At 56.3% G+C, this 17,618-nt stretch carries 14 protein-coding genes and 1 pseudogene; 5 read left to right on the forward strand and 10 right to left on the reverse strand.

Annotated elements, in window-relative coordinates:
• Positions 1-94: 94 nt before the first annotated feature.
• On the reverse strand, positions 95-1,060 hold the full coding sequence (locus DW133_RS06495; RefSeq protein ID WP_118275839.1) for an AraC family transcriptional regulator: 966 nt from the start codon (positions 1,058-1,060) through the stop codon (positions 95-97).
• A gap of 126 nt (positions 1,061-1,186) precedes the next feature.
• Positions 1,187-2,191, reverse strand: coding sequence for a DUF362 domain-containing protein (locus DW133_RS06500; RefSeq protein ID WP_118275840.1), 1,005 nt, complete (start codon positions 2,189-2,191; stop codon positions 1,187-1,189).
• A 296-nt stretch (positions 2,192-2,487) separates the two neighbouring features.
• Between DW133_RS06500 and DW133_RS06505 the strand changes: the two genes are divergently transcribed.
• The 3 genes and pseudogenes from DW133_RS06505 (at position 2,488) to DW133_RS09995 (ending at position 4,712) form a co-directional block, all read left to right on the forward strand.
• The gene (locus DW133_RS06505) at positions 2,488-3,339 is read left to right on the forward strand and encodes an aldo/keto reductase (protein ID WP_199588838.1); all 852 of its coding nucleotides are present in this window, start codon (positions 2,488-2,490) and stop codon (positions 3,337-3,339) included.
• A 112-nt stretch (positions 3,340-3,451) separates the two neighbouring features.
• A pseudogene (locus DW133_RS06510) lies at positions 3,452-4,442 on the forward strand (aldo/keto reductase).
• Between the two features lie 30 nt (positions 4,443-4,472).
• Complete coding sequence (locus DW133_RS09995; RefSeq protein ID WP_147408890.1) at positions 4,473-4,712, forward strand: hypothetical protein; 240 nt, start codon at positions 4,473-4,475, stop codon at positions 4,710-4,712.
• A 131-nt stretch (positions 4,713-4,843) separates the two neighbouring features.
• Here DW133_RS09995 and DW133_RS06515 read toward each other — a convergent pair whose 3' ends face one another.
• From DW133_RS06515 to DW133_RS06535, 5 genes are read right to left on the reverse strand one after another with little or no spacing between them, the layout of a single operon-like run.
• On the reverse strand, positions 4,844-5,656 hold the full coding sequence (locus tag DW133_RS06515; protein WP_233542131.1) for a c-type cytochrome: 813 nt from the start codon (positions 5,654-5,656) through the stop codon (positions 4,844-4,846).
• 11 nt (positions 5,657-5,667) lie between these two features.
• The gene (locus tag DW133_RS06520) at positions 5,668-7,074 is read right to left on the reverse strand and encodes an NAD(P)/FAD-dependent oxidoreductase (protein ID WP_118275842.1); all 1,407 of its coding nucleotides are present in this window, start codon (positions 7,072-7,074) and stop codon (positions 5,668-5,670) included.
• Complete coding sequence (locus DW133_RS06525; protein WP_118275843.1) at positions 7,074-7,460, reverse strand: cytochrome C; 387 nt, start codon at positions 7,458-7,460, stop codon at positions 7,074-7,076. Before DW133_RS06525 ends, DW133_RS06520 begins: the two co-directional genes overlap by 1 nt.
• 13 nt (positions 7,461-7,473) lie before the next feature.
• The gene (locus DW133_RS06530) at positions 7,474-8,748 is read right to left on the reverse strand and encodes a hypothetical protein (RefSeq protein WP_118275844.1); all 1,275 of its coding nucleotides are present in this window, start codon (positions 8,746-8,748) and stop codon (positions 7,474-7,476) included.
• 2 nt (positions 8,749-8,750) lie between these two features.
• On the reverse strand, positions 8,751-10,169 hold the full coding sequence (locus tag DW133_RS06535; protein WP_199588831.1) for a cytochrome c: 1,419 nt from the start codon (positions 10,167-10,169) through the stop codon (positions 8,751-8,753).
• Between the two features lie 479 nt (positions 10,170-10,648).
• Between DW133_RS06535 and DW133_RS06540 the strand changes: the two genes are divergently transcribed.
• Positions 10,649-11,308, forward strand: a complete 660-nt coding sequence (locus tag DW133_RS06540; RefSeq protein WP_118275845.1) for a metalloregulator ArsR/SmtB family transcription factor — start codon at positions 10,649-10,651, stop codon at positions 11,306-11,308.
• Positions 11,309-11,310: 2 nt separating this feature from the next.
• A complete protein-coding gene (locus DW133_RS06545; protein WP_118275846.1) occupies positions 11,311-12,348 on the forward strand; it encodes a C4-dicarboxylate ABC transporter in 1,038 nt (345 codons plus the stop codon).
• Between the two features lie 69 nt (positions 12,349-12,417).
• Here DW133_RS06545 and DW133_RS06550 read toward each other — a convergent pair whose 3' ends face one another.
• The 3 genes from DW133_RS06550 to DW133_RS06560 all read right to left on the reverse strand — a co-directional run bounded on the left by DW133_RS06550 (position 12,418) and on the right by DW133_RS06560 (position 16,909).
• A complete protein-coding gene (locus DW133_RS06550) occupies positions 12,418-13,368 on the reverse strand; it encodes a bile acid:sodium symporter family protein (protein WP_118275847.1) in 951 nt (316 codons plus the stop codon).
• Positions 13,369-13,628: 260 nt separating this feature from the next.
• Positions 13,629-15,404, reverse strand: a complete 1,776-nt coding sequence (locus DW133_RS06555) for a flavocytochrome c (protein ID WP_199588840.1) — start codon at positions 15,402-15,404, stop codon at positions 13,629-13,631.
• Positions 15,405-15,733: 329 nt separating this feature from the next.
• Positions 15,734-16,909, reverse strand: coding sequence for a porin (locus DW133_RS06560; RefSeq protein ID WP_118275849.1), 1,176 nt, complete (start codon positions 16,907-16,909; stop codon positions 15,734-15,736).
• Between the last annotated feature and the right edge of the window lie 709 nt (positions 16,910-17,618).

The following is a 17,618-nucleotide window of genomic DNA, read 5'->3' on the forward strand; positions in this document are numbered from 1 at the left end:
AACAAACGGCTTGGTTCGGTCGCTTGATATCGCCCTGAACAATGAAAACCGCCGCTCAAGGAAGAACGGCGGCTCGTTGGAGATCAATTCGGAGTCAGGGCGCAGTTGGCTTTTCTGTCAGTGCCTCATAGAGCGACTGGCGCTGCTCTCTGATGATTTTTCCCGGTGAGATTCCGAACAGATGCTTGTAGTCTCGGTTAAATTGCTGAGGGCTTTGATAGCCCACGGCGTAGGCCGCGGAATTTACGTCCCCTTCTCCCTTGAGCATAAACTGCTGCGCTTCGTACAGACGCAGCCGTTTCTGATACTGGAGCGGCGACAGCGATGTGAAGCTTTTGAAGTGCCGGTGAAACGTTGTCGGCGCCATACCGGCAACGGAAGCCATCTGCTCAACAGAAACGGATTCCCTGAAGTTGGCTCGCAGCCATTGAATGGACTTTCGGATGCGCTGGCCAACGGTGCTCGGAGCATACAACGCGCGCAGGCAGGCGCCCGAGCTGCTCGAAAGCGCGAGGTAATGAATGTCGCGAATCAGGATCGGGGCTCTGGCCTTGATCTGCTCGGGATGATCAAGAAGCTTCAAGAGCCGCTCGAAGTCTTCGAGCAATTCCTGCGTGGGCTTTTCGACGTTAAAGACATCGCGCACACCGTCCTGCGGCGGGTCTTCTTCCAGAAGGAAATCCGCGATTGTGGCGGGATTCAAACGCAGCGACAGTGATACAAACGGGTTTGAAGGCTTGACGCCGACCAACTCGTAGGACGTGGGCATATCGACCGAAGTGACGATCATCGACCCCGTTCCGTAACGGTAGCTCTTGTCGCCTATCACGAGGTTTTTCGTGCCTTGGAGGATCAGTCCGACAGAGAGCACGTAAAAGCAGTTGGAGACAGTCTGCGCCTGCTCAACGTAGGACAGATGCAATCCCGGAATTTGATCGACGGGCGTGTAGCCTTTGACGGCATTGCGCACGCGCTCGATCAGCCGTTCCCGAAGTGCTTTGACTTCCGGTTCTTCGACGGTGTCAATTGCGTTGAAAATTTTGGTCGTGTCGCCTGTCATTGTCCACCTGCACACGAGGAAAAGCGAAATGCAGCCGCTGAGCTCCTGAGGGAGAAGCTTTTTTGACGATCAGCGGCCGCTGTTTCGCTTTGGTTCTCTATTTTGACAAAGTTCGCGCAAATTGGCTCACGCTTCGTCCGTACCGTCACCGATCGGTCTCTGACCGGGTTTCTTATCCAACACTCGTACGATTTCGTATTGCCCCGTGCCCATGCCGAGTTCCTTCATGGCCGAAAGTTGGCGGAGCCCCTCACGCGACTCAATGCGCTTGACGAGCGAATGGTTCATGAACTTGGGCATCGCGTAGACGATGTCAATCGACGCTTGGTCGATGGCAACCAAATCGGTCGAAGCCAAAATCCCCAGGTCCGGCATCGTCGGTTCGCTTGCGGCAACGCCCGCGCAGTCGCAGTCAACCGACATGTTACGCAGCACGTTCAGGTAAACGATTCGTTTCCCGAAGTGCTGCGTAATGCCCTTGCCGGCGTCGGCCATGTGTTCCATGAAGGCTGCACCTGTCGTCCAGCTCCCGTCGGCTTTTACCGCATGCACTTCCGCTTTGCCGTGTGCGCCCGAAGCGCACCCGATGGCGATGTTCTTGAGCGAACCGCCGAAGCCGCCCATGCCGTGTCCCTTAAAGTGAGTCAGCACCACCATGGAGTCGTAGTTAAAGAAGTGCTTGCCGACATGGAACTGTTTCAGATGCATGCCGCCTTTGACGGGAAGCAGCGTGTCACCCTCTTCATCCAAGATGTCAACCGGACAGAAGTTCCAACCGTTTTGCGCGAGAACACGACGATGGCCTTCGCTTGTCTGACGCGGGCTCTTGTAGAGAACATTGGACTCGACAATCCTGCTTTGCGGTACGGCGCGCTGGAACTGCTTGATCCATTCGCGCGGCAGAATGTTAGGTCCGCCCGGTTCGCCCGTGTGAAGTTTCAGAGCGACACGGCCTGTGATGTCCTTATTGATCAGTTGGTACAGACGCAACAGAGCGTCGCCCGAGAGTTCCGGCGTCCAGTAGACGATCGGCTTTTTGGGCGCGGCGGCGCTTGAAATCGGTGACGTGGCCATCAGGCCTGCGGCGGCGATGGCGCTTGAGATCAGTTCGCGGCGTGTGAGCTCGAGCATGATGAACTCCTTGGCAAAAGATATTTCCTCACGAGCATCCTCGCACTTGCCTTGGTCAAATCTTTGCCGCTTGATTTCTGATTTTTGCCTAAAACTGCCGATGACGGTTTTCCTCAGGTAATTGGCCGTCCGTTAACGATTCAGCACCTTCGAGGCAGAAAAAGGCAAAAGATCGGTTTGTTTTGCCGTAGCTGAGTTCCCATCTCCTGGCCGAGAATGATCGGCATCGGAAACACTTCGGCGGCGGAATTGCTTGTTCTTCTGTCTGCCGCCTTCGGAGAAAACAAATGTCTAGGATTCCAAACGTCTCGCTTTCCAACGGCGTACTGATGCCGGCCGCCGTTTTCGGTGTGTACCAAATTCGCGACCTCAAGGAATGCCAGAAAGCCGTAGAAGATGCGATTGCTGCCGGATACCGTGCCATTGACACCGCCGCTTCTTACGGCAATGAAGCTGCCGTCGGTCACGCCATCAAGGCTTGCGGGTTGGATCGTCGAGAACTTTTCATCACAACCAAGCTTTGGGTGGAGGATGCAAGCGAAGAAGGTGCGCGCCGAGCCATTGACCGCTCTCTCGACTTGCTCGGTCTCGATTACCTCGACCTTTATCTGATTCACCAACCGGTGGGTGACGTTTACGGCGCCTGGCGCACGATGCAAAGCTTCTACCAGAACAAGATTCTTCGAGCCATCGGCGTGAGCAATTTCGCATCGGATCGTTTCATTGATTTTGCGCATCACAATGCCATTTGCCCCCATGTCAATCAGATTGAGATCAATCCCTTCTGTCAACAGCAGGAAACTCTTCCGATTCTGAATAAGTTCGGCACGACGCCTGTGGCCTGGGCACCCTTTGCCGAGGGCAAAAACAATTTGTTCACGCATCCGACGCTTGAGAGCATTGCTCATCGTTATGAACGCACGGTGGGCCAGATCGTGTTGCGTTACGTCCACCAACTTGGCGCTGTTGTCATTGCCAAAACCGTTCGTCCCGAACGCATGGTCGAGAACCTCAACATTTTTGATTTCGAGCTTGAAGAGGACGACATGAAACGCATTGCGGCATTGGATACCAACACCAGTCAGTTCTTTTCGCACCGTGATCCGAAGATCATCGAGTGGATGTGCTCTCGTCACATAGAGCACTGATGAAAACCGAAACGGCAGGAATTGGCAAAAACGAGCGGACTTTCGGCAAAAGAACGACCGGGCCGCTCAATACGATTTCTCCTGTCAAAAACTCATTTTGGTGGACATGGAAATGAAACAACGCATTCTCGGACAAAGCGGCATCACGGTTTCGGAAATCGGCCTGGGCTGCATGAGCATGAACTTCGGCTACGGTCGTCCGTCGCCCGAAAAGGACATGATCGAGCTCATCCATAAGGCAGTGGATATGGGCGTGACGCTTTTCGACACCGCCGAAAGCTACGGTCCATACATCAACGAAGAGCTCGTCGGAAAGGCGCTCGACGGTTTGCGCGATAAAGTCAGCATCGCCACAAAATGCGGCATCGCCTTTGCTGCCGACGGCAATCTGATTTTGGACGCACGAGCCGAGACTCTGAGAAAGTCGCTCGAAGGATCGTTAAAGCGTCTTCGAACCGACTACGTGGACATTTATTATCTGCACCGCGTCGATCCGAAGGTGCCTGTGGAAGACGTAGCCGAGACCATGGGCAAGTTCATTGCCGAAGGCAAGATCCGCGGCTGGGGACTCTCAGAGGTCGGCACCAAGACGATTGAGCGTGCACAGGCTGTTTGCCCGCTTGCAGCGGTTGAAAACGAATTTTCGATGGATCTTCCGCGAGTCCGAAGAAAACGGTGTCTTCGATGTCCTCGAAAAGCACAACATCGGTTTCGTTCCCTACAGCCCGCTGGGGCGCGGGTTCCTGACCGGAACGATCAATCCCAACGAAAAGCTCGTGGAAACGGACTTCCGTCGCAATCTGCCGTTGTTCTATCCTGAAAACATCAAGGCTCACCAAGGCATCATTGATTTCATCCGCAATATGGCTACGGCCAAGAACGCAACGCCATCTCAGATTGCTCTGGCTTGGGTGTTGGCGCGCCGTCCGTGGATCGTGCCGATTCCGGGAACTACGAAACTGCATCGTCTGGAAGAAAACGTCGGAGCTGCCGATGTGGTCTTCACGGACGAGGAAATGACCGAGCTCAACCGCATGCTCGACGCTTTGCCCATTCAATGCGACCGCTACAACAGTCGTTTTACCGACGCAACGGTTGACTGAGTGAGTGACATCCATCCCAAGAGTTTGACCATGGTGCATAACCTTGGCTCCAGGCGGCAGCTTCTGACGTTCCTTGCTGCCGCCTCTTTTTCTTCTTTTGGCCCCATGTCCATTGCTCGTGATATTGCGAACGGTACCTTCACGCCGCAGTCAACCGTCGGCGACGTGCTCGACGAGCCGCTGTTCTTTGGTCTCGGGACGAATACGGCAGCCGAAGGTTGGGTGGACCGTGCTGCAAGCTTCTTTAGGCATCAGGTCGAGAAAAACTGATGTAAAGATTGTACAAAGTATATGGGCGAGAATGAGACTGCTTTGCATGATGACGCAAAGCCCGCAAGCACAACACTCACGGGCTTTGGTTTTGTTCAACGAAAGGATCTTAAGTCCGTTCCTTTGACCGGTTACGGCTCCCCTTCTCCCTTCTTTTCTTCCTGACCGACGCGTCCCGGCTGAGCGGCGTACCAGTTGGCCAGCTGCTCGATTTCGGCGTCCGTGAGCTTGCGACTGAAGACGCGCATTTCTCCGAGAATGTCGGACTGTCGGGCACCCGAGCGGTAGTCCTTGAGTGCGGCGGCAAGTACAGTCGCTTGCTGACCGTGGAGCACCGGCACCAGTCCGTTGTTGTTGCCGCGGGCATCAATGCCGTGACAAGCAGCGCACGGGGTGATGTAGCGCGAGGCGTCGCCCGAATTGACAAGTTCCGGTGCGGGTGTGGTCGGCGCCGCTTTCTTGGCGTTGCGTCCCGGAAGGTATTCGTAAAGCGCCGCCACGTCGGCAATCTGCTGATCGGTGAGCTTGGCGGCGGCCGCCGACATCAGGTCGGACGCGGGCGTTCCCTTGCGCCGACCGTCGCGATAGTCTAAAAGAGCCTTGACGGTGACGGCATACGGTTGGCCTGCCACATCCGGCCAGTTGGGCGTATCGGCAATGCCTTCCTTGCCGTGACAGCTTGCGCAGAACTGCTTGCTGTGCACGGCAAAGCCGTTTATGACTTCGGCTTTGGGCATGGCCGCTGATACTCGCTGCCACTCCTCGGGCGAAAGTGCTGTCTTTTGTTTGACAGCGGGGGCCGGCGCCTGTACGGTGACGTCTGCCGTCACTGTCGAATTTTTCGCGCCCGCCTGCTCGGAGATCACCGGGCTACCTTCTGCGGCAACGGCTGCGGCGGCTGCCGCAAGAAGACCGGCTGCGGCAAGATATTTCAAAGTCTTCATCGTGTGTTCTCCTAACCGAATGCGTCGGCCGTGATGCTGCGCATCCAGGCTCTCAAGTAGCGTGAGGCGACCATGCGTTCTTCACGCGAGGCGCTGAGATCCTGATAGCGCGCCCTTGTGTTGGTGCGAGCAATCTTGCCGTCGACGATACGGAACGTGTCGGCCACGAAAAGCCCCCAGTCGTCGCCCGCAAGCGCATAACAGGTGTTGGACCACGCCGGTTCCGGAATGCCGGTCTGCGTGACCTTGCCGATGAGAGCACGTACGCAGACCTTTGCCTGCGTGTTGGCCGAATATCCGGACTTGGGCATGGCGTCTGCAATTGAGGCGTCGCCCAACACATATACGTCGGGAATTTTTGTCGACTCGAAGGTGCGGCGATCAATCGGACAGAACCCGGAGTCATTCGTGAGCCCAAAGGCTCGTGCTACGTTGGCCGCACGCATCGGCGGAACGATATTCAAGACGTCCGCCTTGATCTTTCCGCCTTCAGCCGTGACCGTTCGGGTAGCGGGATCAATGGAAAGCGGCTTTCCGCCGTCCTTTTGACGAATCCACTCGAGCCTGCAGTCGGCTTTGGGCTCGACCATGAATTTTTCAAGCTTGTCGTAGTAAGGCTGAGGCGGTGTAAAGCCGTAGAGATGGTTCCAGCCGAGAATCATCGTCTCGTCGGTCACGAAGTCGTTTTTCGGGTCGACGATCACAACGCGGCTGCGCGGTTTGTAGTGACCGAGCCATTCGGTCATCAGAGCGCTGCGCTCGTATGGCCCCGGCGGGCAGCGGTACGGATTCGGGGGCGCAACGAGCACAACGGTGCCGCCGTCGGGCATGGCAAGAAGCTGTCGGCGCAGGATCTCGGTCTGTACGCCCGCAATCCAGCCCGAGGGAATCGTGCTGTTGGCAACTTGGGCGCTGTAGCCTTCAATCTTGTCGTAGAGCAGCTCGACACCGGGCGAGACGAGCAGAGAGTCGTAGCCGAACTTTTGCACCGAACCGTTGACCGTGGCGGCGACTTCCTTTCTCACGGGGTCAAGCGCTTGCGCCACACCCTGCACGATCTTGACGCCGTGCGCGCGTAGGCCCTCATAGCTTACTGTGAGGTCGGCCATCGAAACCGCACCGGTGAGGTGTTCGGAACTGCCGTAGTGACGGATGAACACGGGATTTCGTTCGATGATGGTGACGTCGGCGTCGGGCTGCCACATCTTCAGATAACGCGCTGCCGTTGCGCCGCCCACCCCGGCGCCTACGATGAGAACGCGGTGTTTGGCAAGGCTCTTGACATTGGCTAGAGCGCCTGCGGCAGGCAGCATCGAGACAGCGGCAAAGCCAGCTGCCGTCGCCAGAAGTCGGCGGCGTGTGTAGAGCGAGGTCGCACTGCGGCCCGCAAGGCCCTTGGTGTTAAAGGTATCAAACATCACGGTGTCTCCCCTTTGCTCGGTTGTTCGGGTGCGGACTTGCCCTCAGGTTTCTTCGGTAAAGCGGCAAAGAACGCGGCCATGCGCTCGAGTTCGGCATCGTTGTAACCGTCGGCAATGTGACTCATGATGGAGCTCGGACGGTCTTTGGAGCGGAATCGTTTCATCTCCCGCACAAAGACTTGGTGGTCCATGCCGGCCAGTCCCGGAAACGCCGAGTCGTTGGAGTAGCCGTAGGTGCCGTGACAGGCCGCGCAGGTGTGCGCAAAGGTTGCGCCCGATGGTTCTTTGGTGGATTCTGCCGGTTTGTCGGCGGCGTAGGCGACCGAGACAATGAGTACGGAGGCCGCCGCAACAGTCAGATACTTCAGCTGTTTGGTTTGCATCGTGTCGTCTCCCTTATTGCAAAACAACCGCGAAGCCGACCACGAAGTAGCCGACGATCCAAAGGCCCAGCAGTGTGCTGGCCCAGAAGCCCAGACGTTCCAGACCTGCTGACGGGGTCCAGACGGCGCCGGGTTGTCCCGCCGTCGCAAGTCCCGCTTTCCAGGCTGAAATGAAGATGTACGCCAGAGCCGTTCCGCCCACCAGAAGGAATGTCACAAAGAAGATGGCAAGACTCGGAACGTCCCAATGCACGGCCAGATTCATCGGGTTGAAGCCGGCAGATTCAAGGAGCGTGCCCACGCGCAGCGCTTCACGTACGGCGGCAAGCAGCACCGTCATGACAATCGTCATCACGAAAGCCATGTAGTTGCAGGTCGTGCACAGACGCCGGCGCTTCTGGATGAACGGCATTGCCACGAAGAAGAGTGCGCCGATCAGCCCAACATAGGGCCAGGCCGACAACAGGAACCAGGACTGCTCGGAAGGCAGGCATGCCATCCAGACGATGCCCAACAGCACCACGAGAATGCCACCCGTGCGGCCCATGCCGAAGGCGACCTTTTCCAAGAAGTCGGAATACAGCCCGTCTTCCATGGTCTGGTGCGATTTGGAAAGCACCCAGCGGCGCATGCCGTAGATCCAGGCGGCCGTAACAGGCAGCGACAAGGCAAAGAAAAAGAGCAGTCTTGGGATCAGTACGTAATGCAGACCGCGGCCGGACGTGTCGACCTGACCTTCGGGCGCATACCACTCAAGCCAGTGCGTCGGAAAGAGCGCCTGATTTGAGAGAACGTGCATGAGTGTGCCGCAGGCAAGAAAAAGCACCAGAGCGACGGCAAGCCACAGTACGGCTCCTCGGCCCTTATTCTCTCCTCCTTGCGTGTGAAGGATCGAGTGAACGCGGTAAAGCGCGAGATAACCGATCATCAGCAAGCCCAGGAACACCAGAGTCCAGACGGCCGAGAGCATGCTGGAGGCGTACCAGAACGGGTCGAAGATGACCTGCACGAAAAGAAGCGGCGCGACGCCCAGGACAATTGCGGCTCCCGTGGCGGCTTTGGCCGTAAAGGCCATGGTCGAACCCAGACGCAGCCAATAGTCGGTTGCCTTGTAGCGGGCAAAGAGCGCCAGACCGGTGCTGCCGAGCAGAATCGACACGGCAGCGATGTGAAGCGCAAAGGTCACGACGCCCAACACCAGAAAGATGGCCGGATGCGAGGGCGCGCCCGCGGGGTCGGCCAGAGCTGCGGTCATGGCGGCAGCGGCAGTCGTCAGATTTTCATTCATGATTACTTACCTCCCACGGAGTCCTTCGGAAAGCCTTTGACGGCGTAATTCGCGGCCCGTTGCGGATCGGTTTTCTGAACGGCGATGATTTCGGCGAGGAATTCGCTCATCACGTCGCGATCGAGTTCAGGCAAGGGCAGCGGCGGCATGTAGACGATGTGGCCGCGGTAGAGCCCTGCCGAGAGCCAGTCCTTGATGCCGGCAGCGTCGGCCTCTGCCGGGAAGTACTTGGCGATCGGTCGGATGCCAGTGTCGGTGAGCGAATGGCAGCTCGAGCAGGCGGCAATCGAAATCAGGCGGCCTGCTTCCAGACGCTCCCACTTGCTTTCGGGTTTGCGAAGGTTCTCCGGTATAAACGGGTGCGTTGCAAGGAACCCGTTTTTGGAGAGAACCGGCAATTCGCTCTTAACTTCCAGTGCCGGTACGTCGCGTCCGATGATCTGGTTGGCATAGACAAAGCGGCCGGCCACCCAGGGCTTGCGAACGATTTCACGGGCCGTCTCACTCGGTGCAAGTCCCAGCACGAGGATAACGAGCGTGGCGGCGACGGTCAGCGGAAGATTCATTACGGACGGTCGCCAGGCGGTGAGCGCAAAGTACACGAGTGTGACCGCGAGAGCTGCCCACATCATCGCGGCAAAACTTTCGGGCATGCGCGTAGCCGAAACGATGGTGGCGTCCGACGTCAAAGTCGAGGCAAACCAGTAGAGGCTCGCAGTACCCAACACGGCGCCCATAGCGCCCAGACCAGAGAGCGTGCGCGCGATGTAGCTCTTTTCTGCCGGATCCGCGGTCTTGGCTGCTGCAAAGCCGCCCACGACGCCGGTGATGGTGAGCATGAAGAAGAACCGGGCCGAGAGCTGCGCGAACATCGATTCTCCGAAGAAGGCCGAGAGCACCCCGCCCGTTTGGTACCACGAATCCTGACCGGGCCAGAGCATGAACGAGAGAATGCCCACGATGATGAGAAGCGTGCCGACGCTCGAGAGGGCAAAGATCGTGCAGTAGCGCAGATAGGTTTTGATGGGCACGCGGCCTGCGAGGTACACGAGCAGATAGACGCCGGCGACTTCGATCAGGAAGAACACCCATTCGGTGGCCCAGAGCCAGACGAAGTTGTGAATCAGCGCCGAAATGCCGCGGGGATTGGCGATTGTGGCGGCAAACCAGATGCCGGGGCCGGTGACCGAGCCGAGCACGTAGCTGAAGATCAGCAGGAAGGCGCCGTATTTGCGGATAAAGTCAAGGTGCTGGGGCTGGTTGGCCGTCACCGCACGTCGTGCAAGCCACGCAAAGACAAGCGCGGCACCGACCGAAGCGTGCGAAAACAGCACGTGGATCGTGGCGATGAAGCCGATCACCCATCCCGCACCGATGCCGGGCTCAAGCCAGGCCGGGTAGAGTCCGAGGAACTCGTTCATGGGGGCTCTCCTAGTGGAAAAAACAAAAAGCTTTTGACTCCGGCGAATGCCCTCTTGTGAGAGCCTTTCGCCAAGGTTTGAGCCATTGTTAACGTTCGTTTCCTTTCTGTCTCTCCCTCTGTGGAACGGCTCCCGAATGTCTTCCCTAATCCGTTATGCGGAGTCGCTCTACTTCTTTTGCCGATAAAAACGATTCCCGTTTCCCTCCTCTTTCTTCATTGATGCCCCGATCCGCCGAACTTTGGGCTCTATCCCGAAGGAGTACCCATCGTTGTTCTTTTTTTGATCATCGGCTCAATAGATATTTTCTATGTTGGGCACTCATAAATTGATGAGTATGGCGCCGATCGGCCAATCTGAAGTATCCCTTAAGATGCTTTCCGTTACTTGAGTAACTCATTGTTTTGTAAGTGTATTGCCCAACATTCCAACGTTCTGTAGATTGACGGAAAACAACTTCACGACGATCGAGTTTTTCTATGTCTGAATATCTTGCTCAGAAGCATGCCTTGTACGCGCAAGTGGGGCGCTTGAGCCGCGCGTTAGGTCAGCAGACGCGTCTGGAGATCATCGAGATCCTGGCGCAGGCTCCTAGAAGCGTCGAGACGATTGCCTCCCTTTTGCAGACCGACATCAGAAGCGTGAGCCAGCATCTTCAGGTGTTGGTCGAATGCGGTCTTTTGACGGTCGAGCGCAAAGGGCGTTTCCGTTGGTACGCCGTGCGCTGTCAGGAAGTCTTGCAACTGGCGGTGCTGCTTCGCACGACGGCCGAGACACTTCTTGGGGCTCCGCAAACGGACGTCAAGGATGAACTCTCGCTGTCCGAAGGTCTGGCGCTTGCACAGCAGGGAAAACTTCAGCTCATTGACGTGCGTCCGCTCGAAGAGTTCCAAAGCGGACATCTGGCCGGCGCCCTGAGCATGCCGCTGGCAAGTCTTTCCGAGACCATTACAAAACTGGATTCGGAAACTCCCGCTGCCGCCTACTGCCGCAGTCCCTACTGCTTTCTGGCGCGGCAGGCTCAGGAAATCTTTGCCAAACACGGTAAGACGCTTTATGTGCTCTCCGACGGCGTACAGGACTGGAAGGCTTCATCGCCCGAGTTGTTGACTGTTTCAACCGATTCTGAGGAAAGTTAACGATGCACTTTGTCAAAACAATGGCCCCGGGATGGTTTGCCTCCGTCATGGGAACGTCGGTGGCCAGTCTGGCCGCTCAGCTTCTTTTTGCGGGAACCTCAGCGGTGTGGATTGCCGACGCTCTTCACTACACAGCGATTGCGATGCTGTTGGTGCTCGGTTTCGCCGCCGTGCTGCGCATTCTCATCTACCCTCGCGCGGTCTTTGAAACGATCTCGCACCCCGTCGAGGGAAGTTTCTACGCGACCTTCCCTATCGCGTTATTGGTTATGGCAGGTCAATGGAGCATGCGCGGCATTGATCCCGATTGGGTCGCTTTGCTGTGGTGGACCGGCGCCATCGGCACCTTTGCCGCAAGCTACTTGATTCTCTTTCGGCTTTTTACGCTTGATCGCCTGAAGCTTCAGATGGTCACGCCCGCGCATTTCATCCCGGCGGTGGGTCTCGTGGTGATTCCGGTGGCCGGTGCCGGCCTCGCAGCTCAGGCGCAAGGCCTGATGCGCGAGGTATATTTCGGCGTCAACATGCTCGGCATGGGTGCAGGGTTCTTCATGTACATCGCACTGGTGGCCATCACTATGGCACGCCATTTCCTGATGCCCGCCATCGAAGGCAAGATGACTCCGACGCTGTGGGTGCATCTGGCTCCGCTCGGTGTGATTCCGCTGAGTCTTTTGTCGCTTTTGCACGCCGCAGGCAACGAAGCCGCGATGAGCTACGGCTTGTTGGTCGCGATGGGCTTTATGGGGGCCTCGCTTTGGTGGCTTCTTTTGGCTTTGGCCATGACCGTTCGCAACGCGCTGCAAGGCAAATTGCCCTTTGCGCTTTCCTGGTGGGCGTTCGTCTTTCCGATCGGCTCGATGACCGTGTTGAGCATTCGACTTTCGAGCCTTGCGAACCTAGAACTTCTCGGCATGATTGCCTATGGTCTGATGGCTCTGCTCCTGACCGTCTGGTTCGCGGCAGCCGTCGGTACACTCCTTGGGTTATTCCGAGGCGGTGTGATTCCGCCCAAAGCGGCGACCGCTCAATCGCACTGACAATAGAAAATGCCGGCAAAGCTAAAAAGCTCGCCGGCATTTTTTTAACTTCCGGTGTTGCTCAGAGCACTACGACTTCGTGTTCTCTTCCGTCCAACGGTGGAAAATCGTTGCGACGATCGGGCCGGAAATGTTGTGCCAGAAGCTGAAGATGGCCGAAGGCAGAGCGGCTAGCGGCATCGTGGCAAAGTGTACGGTCGCAAGCGCCACGCCAAGGCCCGAGTTCTGCATGCCGACTTCGATGGCCAAGCACTTTCTCTTGGCCAGATTCATCTTAAAGAGCTTGGCGGCGAGATAACCCACTACGTAGCCCAGACCGTTGTGAAGAACAACCACGGCAAACACCAGCGGACCGCTCTTGGCGATATTGGGCTGGCTGACGGCAACGACGGCCATCACAATCAGAACAATCGACACCACGGAAATGAGCGGCAGGCAGGTTGCGGCCACGGCCACGCGGTCCTGGCCGAGAATCGTATGAATCGCCACGCCGATGGCAATCGGAATCAGAACGATTTGGCAGATTGACCAGAACATGCCCAGCGGGTCGATTTCAATCCACTGATGTGCAAAGAGCCAAATCAGAGCCGGGGTTACGATGGGCGCCAGAAGCGTCGTGCAGCTGGTGATGGTAACCGACAGCGCCGTATCGCCGCGCGCCAGGAAGGTCATGACGTTGGAAGAGGTTCCGCCCGGGCAGCAGCCAACGAGGATCACGCCTACGGCGATTTCGGCCGGCAGTTGCAGCACGATGCAAAGCAGATAAGCAAGCGTCGGCATGATGATGAACTGGGCGAGGATGCCGATCAACACATCCACGGGTTTTGAGAGCACCAGTTTGAAGTCATTGACCGAAAGGGTCAGACCCATGCCGAACATCACCAAACCCAAAAGCGGAGAAATCCAACCGGCCAGCGGTTTAAATGGATCGGGTGCGGCGTAGGCGATTGCCGCAAAGACAAGCACCCACAGGGCAAATGTTTTATTGACAAATTGGCTTAAGGCGGCAAGCGCTTTCATATTTTTATCTCCCATTGTCTTTTCAAGCTCTCATTGTTCTATGTGTTCGCTTGATGCTTATTCTCGGCTCATAGCCTATCTTGGCGATTTTAGGAGCGGCTATTTCACTTGTCTTGAGGCAAATGCCCTAGACCGTTTGCCTTATGACCAGCGATAAGAGCGAAAAAGAAACCGGCTCGAACTCTCGAGGAAATTTCTCTTTGAGTTCTTGCCGGTTTTCGGAACGCTCGCCGTAACGGCGAGCGAGTGCCGATTTTGCGTTACTTCATCTTCACGACATTGGTACCTGCCGCGCGGCCGAACGTCATGATGTCGGCAATGGCGTTGCCGCCAAGACGGTTGGAGCCGTGAATGCCGCCCGTGACTTCACCGGCAGCGTACAGACCCGGAATGACCTTGCCGTTGACGTCAATGACCTGAGCGTTGACGTTGATCTTGATGCCGCCCATCGTGTGGTGAACGGTCGGCACCTTCTTGCAGGCGTACCAGGGACCTTCCGTCAAGGTTGTGTCAGCCTTGTTGTTGGCCTGGAAGCCCAGCGGATCCTTCATCTCGCCCTTGACGATCTTGTTGTAGTTGTCGACGCTGGCCTTCAACTTGGCGGGATTCATGCCGGTCTTCTTGGCAAGTTCTTCAAGCGTGTTGGCTTCTACAACAGAGCCGAGAGCAACCATGTCGCGGATCGTGGCGCCGTTGGCGTCAACCCAGTCGCGGCTCGGATAGCGAACCTTGTTAACAACGACGTAGTACGTGCTCTTGGGCTGAGCAAAGATGGCTCCAGCGAGAACGTCGCGTGCTGCGCCTTCATTGACGAAGCGGTCGCCTTCAACGTTCACGAAGATGCGGTTGCGGCCGGACGTACGGATGTTTTCCATCAGGCCGGTACCCGGCGTGCCGCACGGGTGAATCTGGATGTCGTCCAGATTGATCAAGTCGGCGCCGTGCTTCTTGGCGATGATCAGACCGTCGCCCTGAGCGGCCTTCTGGATGTTGGTGCAGCCGATCGAGTTGTCAAGCTTGACGCTCTTCCAAACGCCCGTGTTGACTTCCTGGCGGAACTTGATGTTGGCACCGAAACCGCCCGTGGCGATCACGACGCCGTCCTTGGCGTTGAGGATTACCTTCTGGTCGAAGTGCTTGGCGGTCACGCCCGTGATGCGACCCTTATCCTGCAGAAGGTCGGTGGCGGCCGTATCCGTCAGAACTTGAATTGCGCCGTTCGTATCCTTGATGACCTGTTCGAAGCTGCGGATGTAGGTGTTGCCGGACGGAGTGGCAGGATAGTGGCTGCGCTGCCAGAGAGCGCCCGTAGCCGTGCCGATCTCGTCCTTAAACTTCACGCCCATGCTTTCGAGCCATTCGACCGACTTCATGGAGTTCTGTGTCAAATACTTCACGAGTTCCGGATTGCCCTTGTTGTGGCCGCCCTTCATCGTCTGGTCATAGAACTTCTCGAAGCTGTCTTCAATGCCCTGCTTGCCTTGACGCTTCGGGTCAACGGCGTTCAGAGCACCTTCGGAAACGTTGGTCGAACCGCCGAGATAGCCGAGTTTTTCAATGACGATCACTTTCTTGGCACCGGCCTGATAAGCGGCAATGGCGGTTGCCAGACCAGAACCGCCGCCGCCGATCACGACGACATCGGCGTCATAGGTCTTTGTGCCGGCAGGATGTTTTTCAACCTGTTCGCCGAGCTTGTCCATATTGCCGCCGGCCTGTTCCAGGCACTTTTCAACACCGCTCAAAACGGCAAAGCTCGAAATCGAAGCGCCGGTAATTGCATCAACGCCCAGCGACTGGTACTTGATGATCTTGTCGGTCATCAGTTTAAGAGCAACCTGGCCAACACCAATCGTTTCAAGATTCTTGGAGGTGTCGATCTTTTCGATGCGGTTCTTGCTGACCGTGACCTTCACCGTGACCGGAGCATTGTGGCCGTTGACGGTAGCCGTGTAGGTACCGGGCTTGAACGTCGACGGAGCCGTCTTGGCTGGTTCGGCTGCTTGCAGAGCCGTTGCTGCGCCGGCAGCAAACATCGCAGTCAGACACGCCGCACAAACCTTGCGAATACTCATCTTTCCTCTCTCCTATCTGAAGTTGAGCAAACGAATCGAAATGTCTGAGGCGAACAAGAATCGTGCAGGTTTTTTGTGGAAGCCTTAAGCGATTCTTATGGGTCTCAATCAATTTGAGTCTACGCCTGAGTTTGAATTTTTGACGGAGAAAAAATAGGTAAAAACACTCAGGCAACAAAAGGGTGTTTTGTTGCGGTCTTGAATTGGCGCCGAACAGCAGAAAACCCGCCTCAACCGAAGTCGAAGCGGGTTTGGCTAATCAATGTCTCTCTTAAATAAAGAGGGTCAGATTAGAAGCGGTGACGCAGGCCGACGATAACGGAGTACGCAGAGGGATCTGCATCACGTCCGGTGGCACCTTGAGCGGTCGTGGTTTCCCACTGATCCTGCATATAGGAAGCGACAGCGTAGACGTCCGTGCGCTTGCTGAACGGGTAGTCGTAGCCAACGCTCACAACATAGCGCTTGAAGTCAAAGGAAGCGCCGTTGTTGGTATCTTCGAAGCTGTCGGCGGACTCAGCGTCAACATAGCCGAGCCCGAAGAGAGCCTTGTCGCCCCAGAGAGGAGCGTCACCGGAGAAGGTAATGCCGTAGCCCTTAATCTTCTCACCGTTCCAGGCTACGTCAACGTCAGCCATGATGCCGCCGAGGGTGGACAGCTTCATTTCATCGAAGTACTGAGCGCCGAGGTAGAGCTTGACGACTTCGAAGTCGTAGCTGCCGCCCAACGTGACGGTCAAGCTGTCGTCAACGTCCTTGCTACCGCCGTCGTTACCCAAACCGTCAGCATCGTGGCTCCAGCTCGCGTAATTGATGGAGTCAACAGCCAAATATGCGGCGAACGGACCGTTGTTATAGGTAGCGCCGATAGCGTAGAAACGATCGCTCGAGGATTCGTTTTCTTCGCTGTCGTAGTCGTCAACAGCGTTACCCATGCCGTACTGAGCGTAGACCTTAAAGCCGGCGAAATCAGGCGTTTCGTAGGCGATCATGTTGTCCCACTGAGCGGCGGTGGTCAGAACGCGTTCAACACGGGCGGTGTATTCACCATAGGACGTGCCGAAGGCATTGATCATGCCGATCTTGGACCAGGAGGACTGACCGTTGTTGAGAGCGCCCATGCGGCCGAAGGCGAGCTTACCGAAACCGCCCTGAATGAAGAGGCTCGATTCACGGTTGAACATAACGCCGCTTTCAGAGCCGTCGTCGGAGTTGAAGCCGTCTTCAAGGATGAAGCCAACCGTCAGACCATTGCCGAGGTCTTCAGTGCCCTTGATGCCCCAGCGGGAACCAGAACCCTGACCGGATTCCATGGAGAAGGAGTCGAAGTCTTCGCCGAGACCATCAGCGTCGCCGTGGACATAAGCCAGACCCGTATCCACAATACCGTAGAGCTGAACGTCAGCAGCGAGAGTCGAGCCAGCGAAAGCTCCGAGAACTGCAACAGCAGCCAAAGTCTTTTTCATGATTTATCTCCTAGTCTTATTCAGACCTGCAAGGAAAAATAGGTTTTTGCAAAAACCGCCGGATCGGAACATGAGCTAAAGGACTCTTGCAAAGACTTAAGCTCAATCCGGCGGAAGTCCGTTCGGACAGGCACGATCTTGTCACCAGGAGATACGGGGCACCAAGAAAACAATGAAAGAAAGTGGCCTCGGGGTGGGGGTTAACCCAAGGATAAAAAACAACACAAGCTCAGATCTGTTCTCCGTAGCTTGAATTTTCTCCGTCGTTGCTGACGCTTGAAGAAATTCGATTTTGCGAGAAGCTTCAAGACAAGATGGGGGTCTTCTACACTCATCCCGGCGAGATCGGTTTGTCCTTTTTCAACGACTGGCAAGATCAGGCGCTCGGCATTGAGGAAACAAAGAAAGGCTGGCACTTGGCAAGACTGGAGTTTGTCAAGAACATGTGAGACATACCTGTTGAACAACTAGGGACCCACTCACCACACTATCTTTAGACAGATAGAAGAAGAGATGTTGGGCCTCAGTTTCTCTGCGGTCCGTTGCCAGGGGGTATCTGTACAGTTTGCTCGACGAGTTTGTCTTGTAAGCCAGATTAGTCGAGCTAGCCTGATAAGAAGGATCCGCGGTTCTATTTATATAAGAAAAATTAGCCGCCTCAGATCAATAAGAACAATTAGCGAGGTTAGGCTTATAAAAGAAATTAGTT

Origin of the sequence: Sutterella sp. AM11-39, assembly GCF_003472385.1 — a bacterium.
GTDB lineage: Bacteria > Pseudomonadota > Gammaproteobacteria > Burkholderiales > Burkholderiaceae_F > Duodenibacillus > Duodenibacillus intestinigallinarum.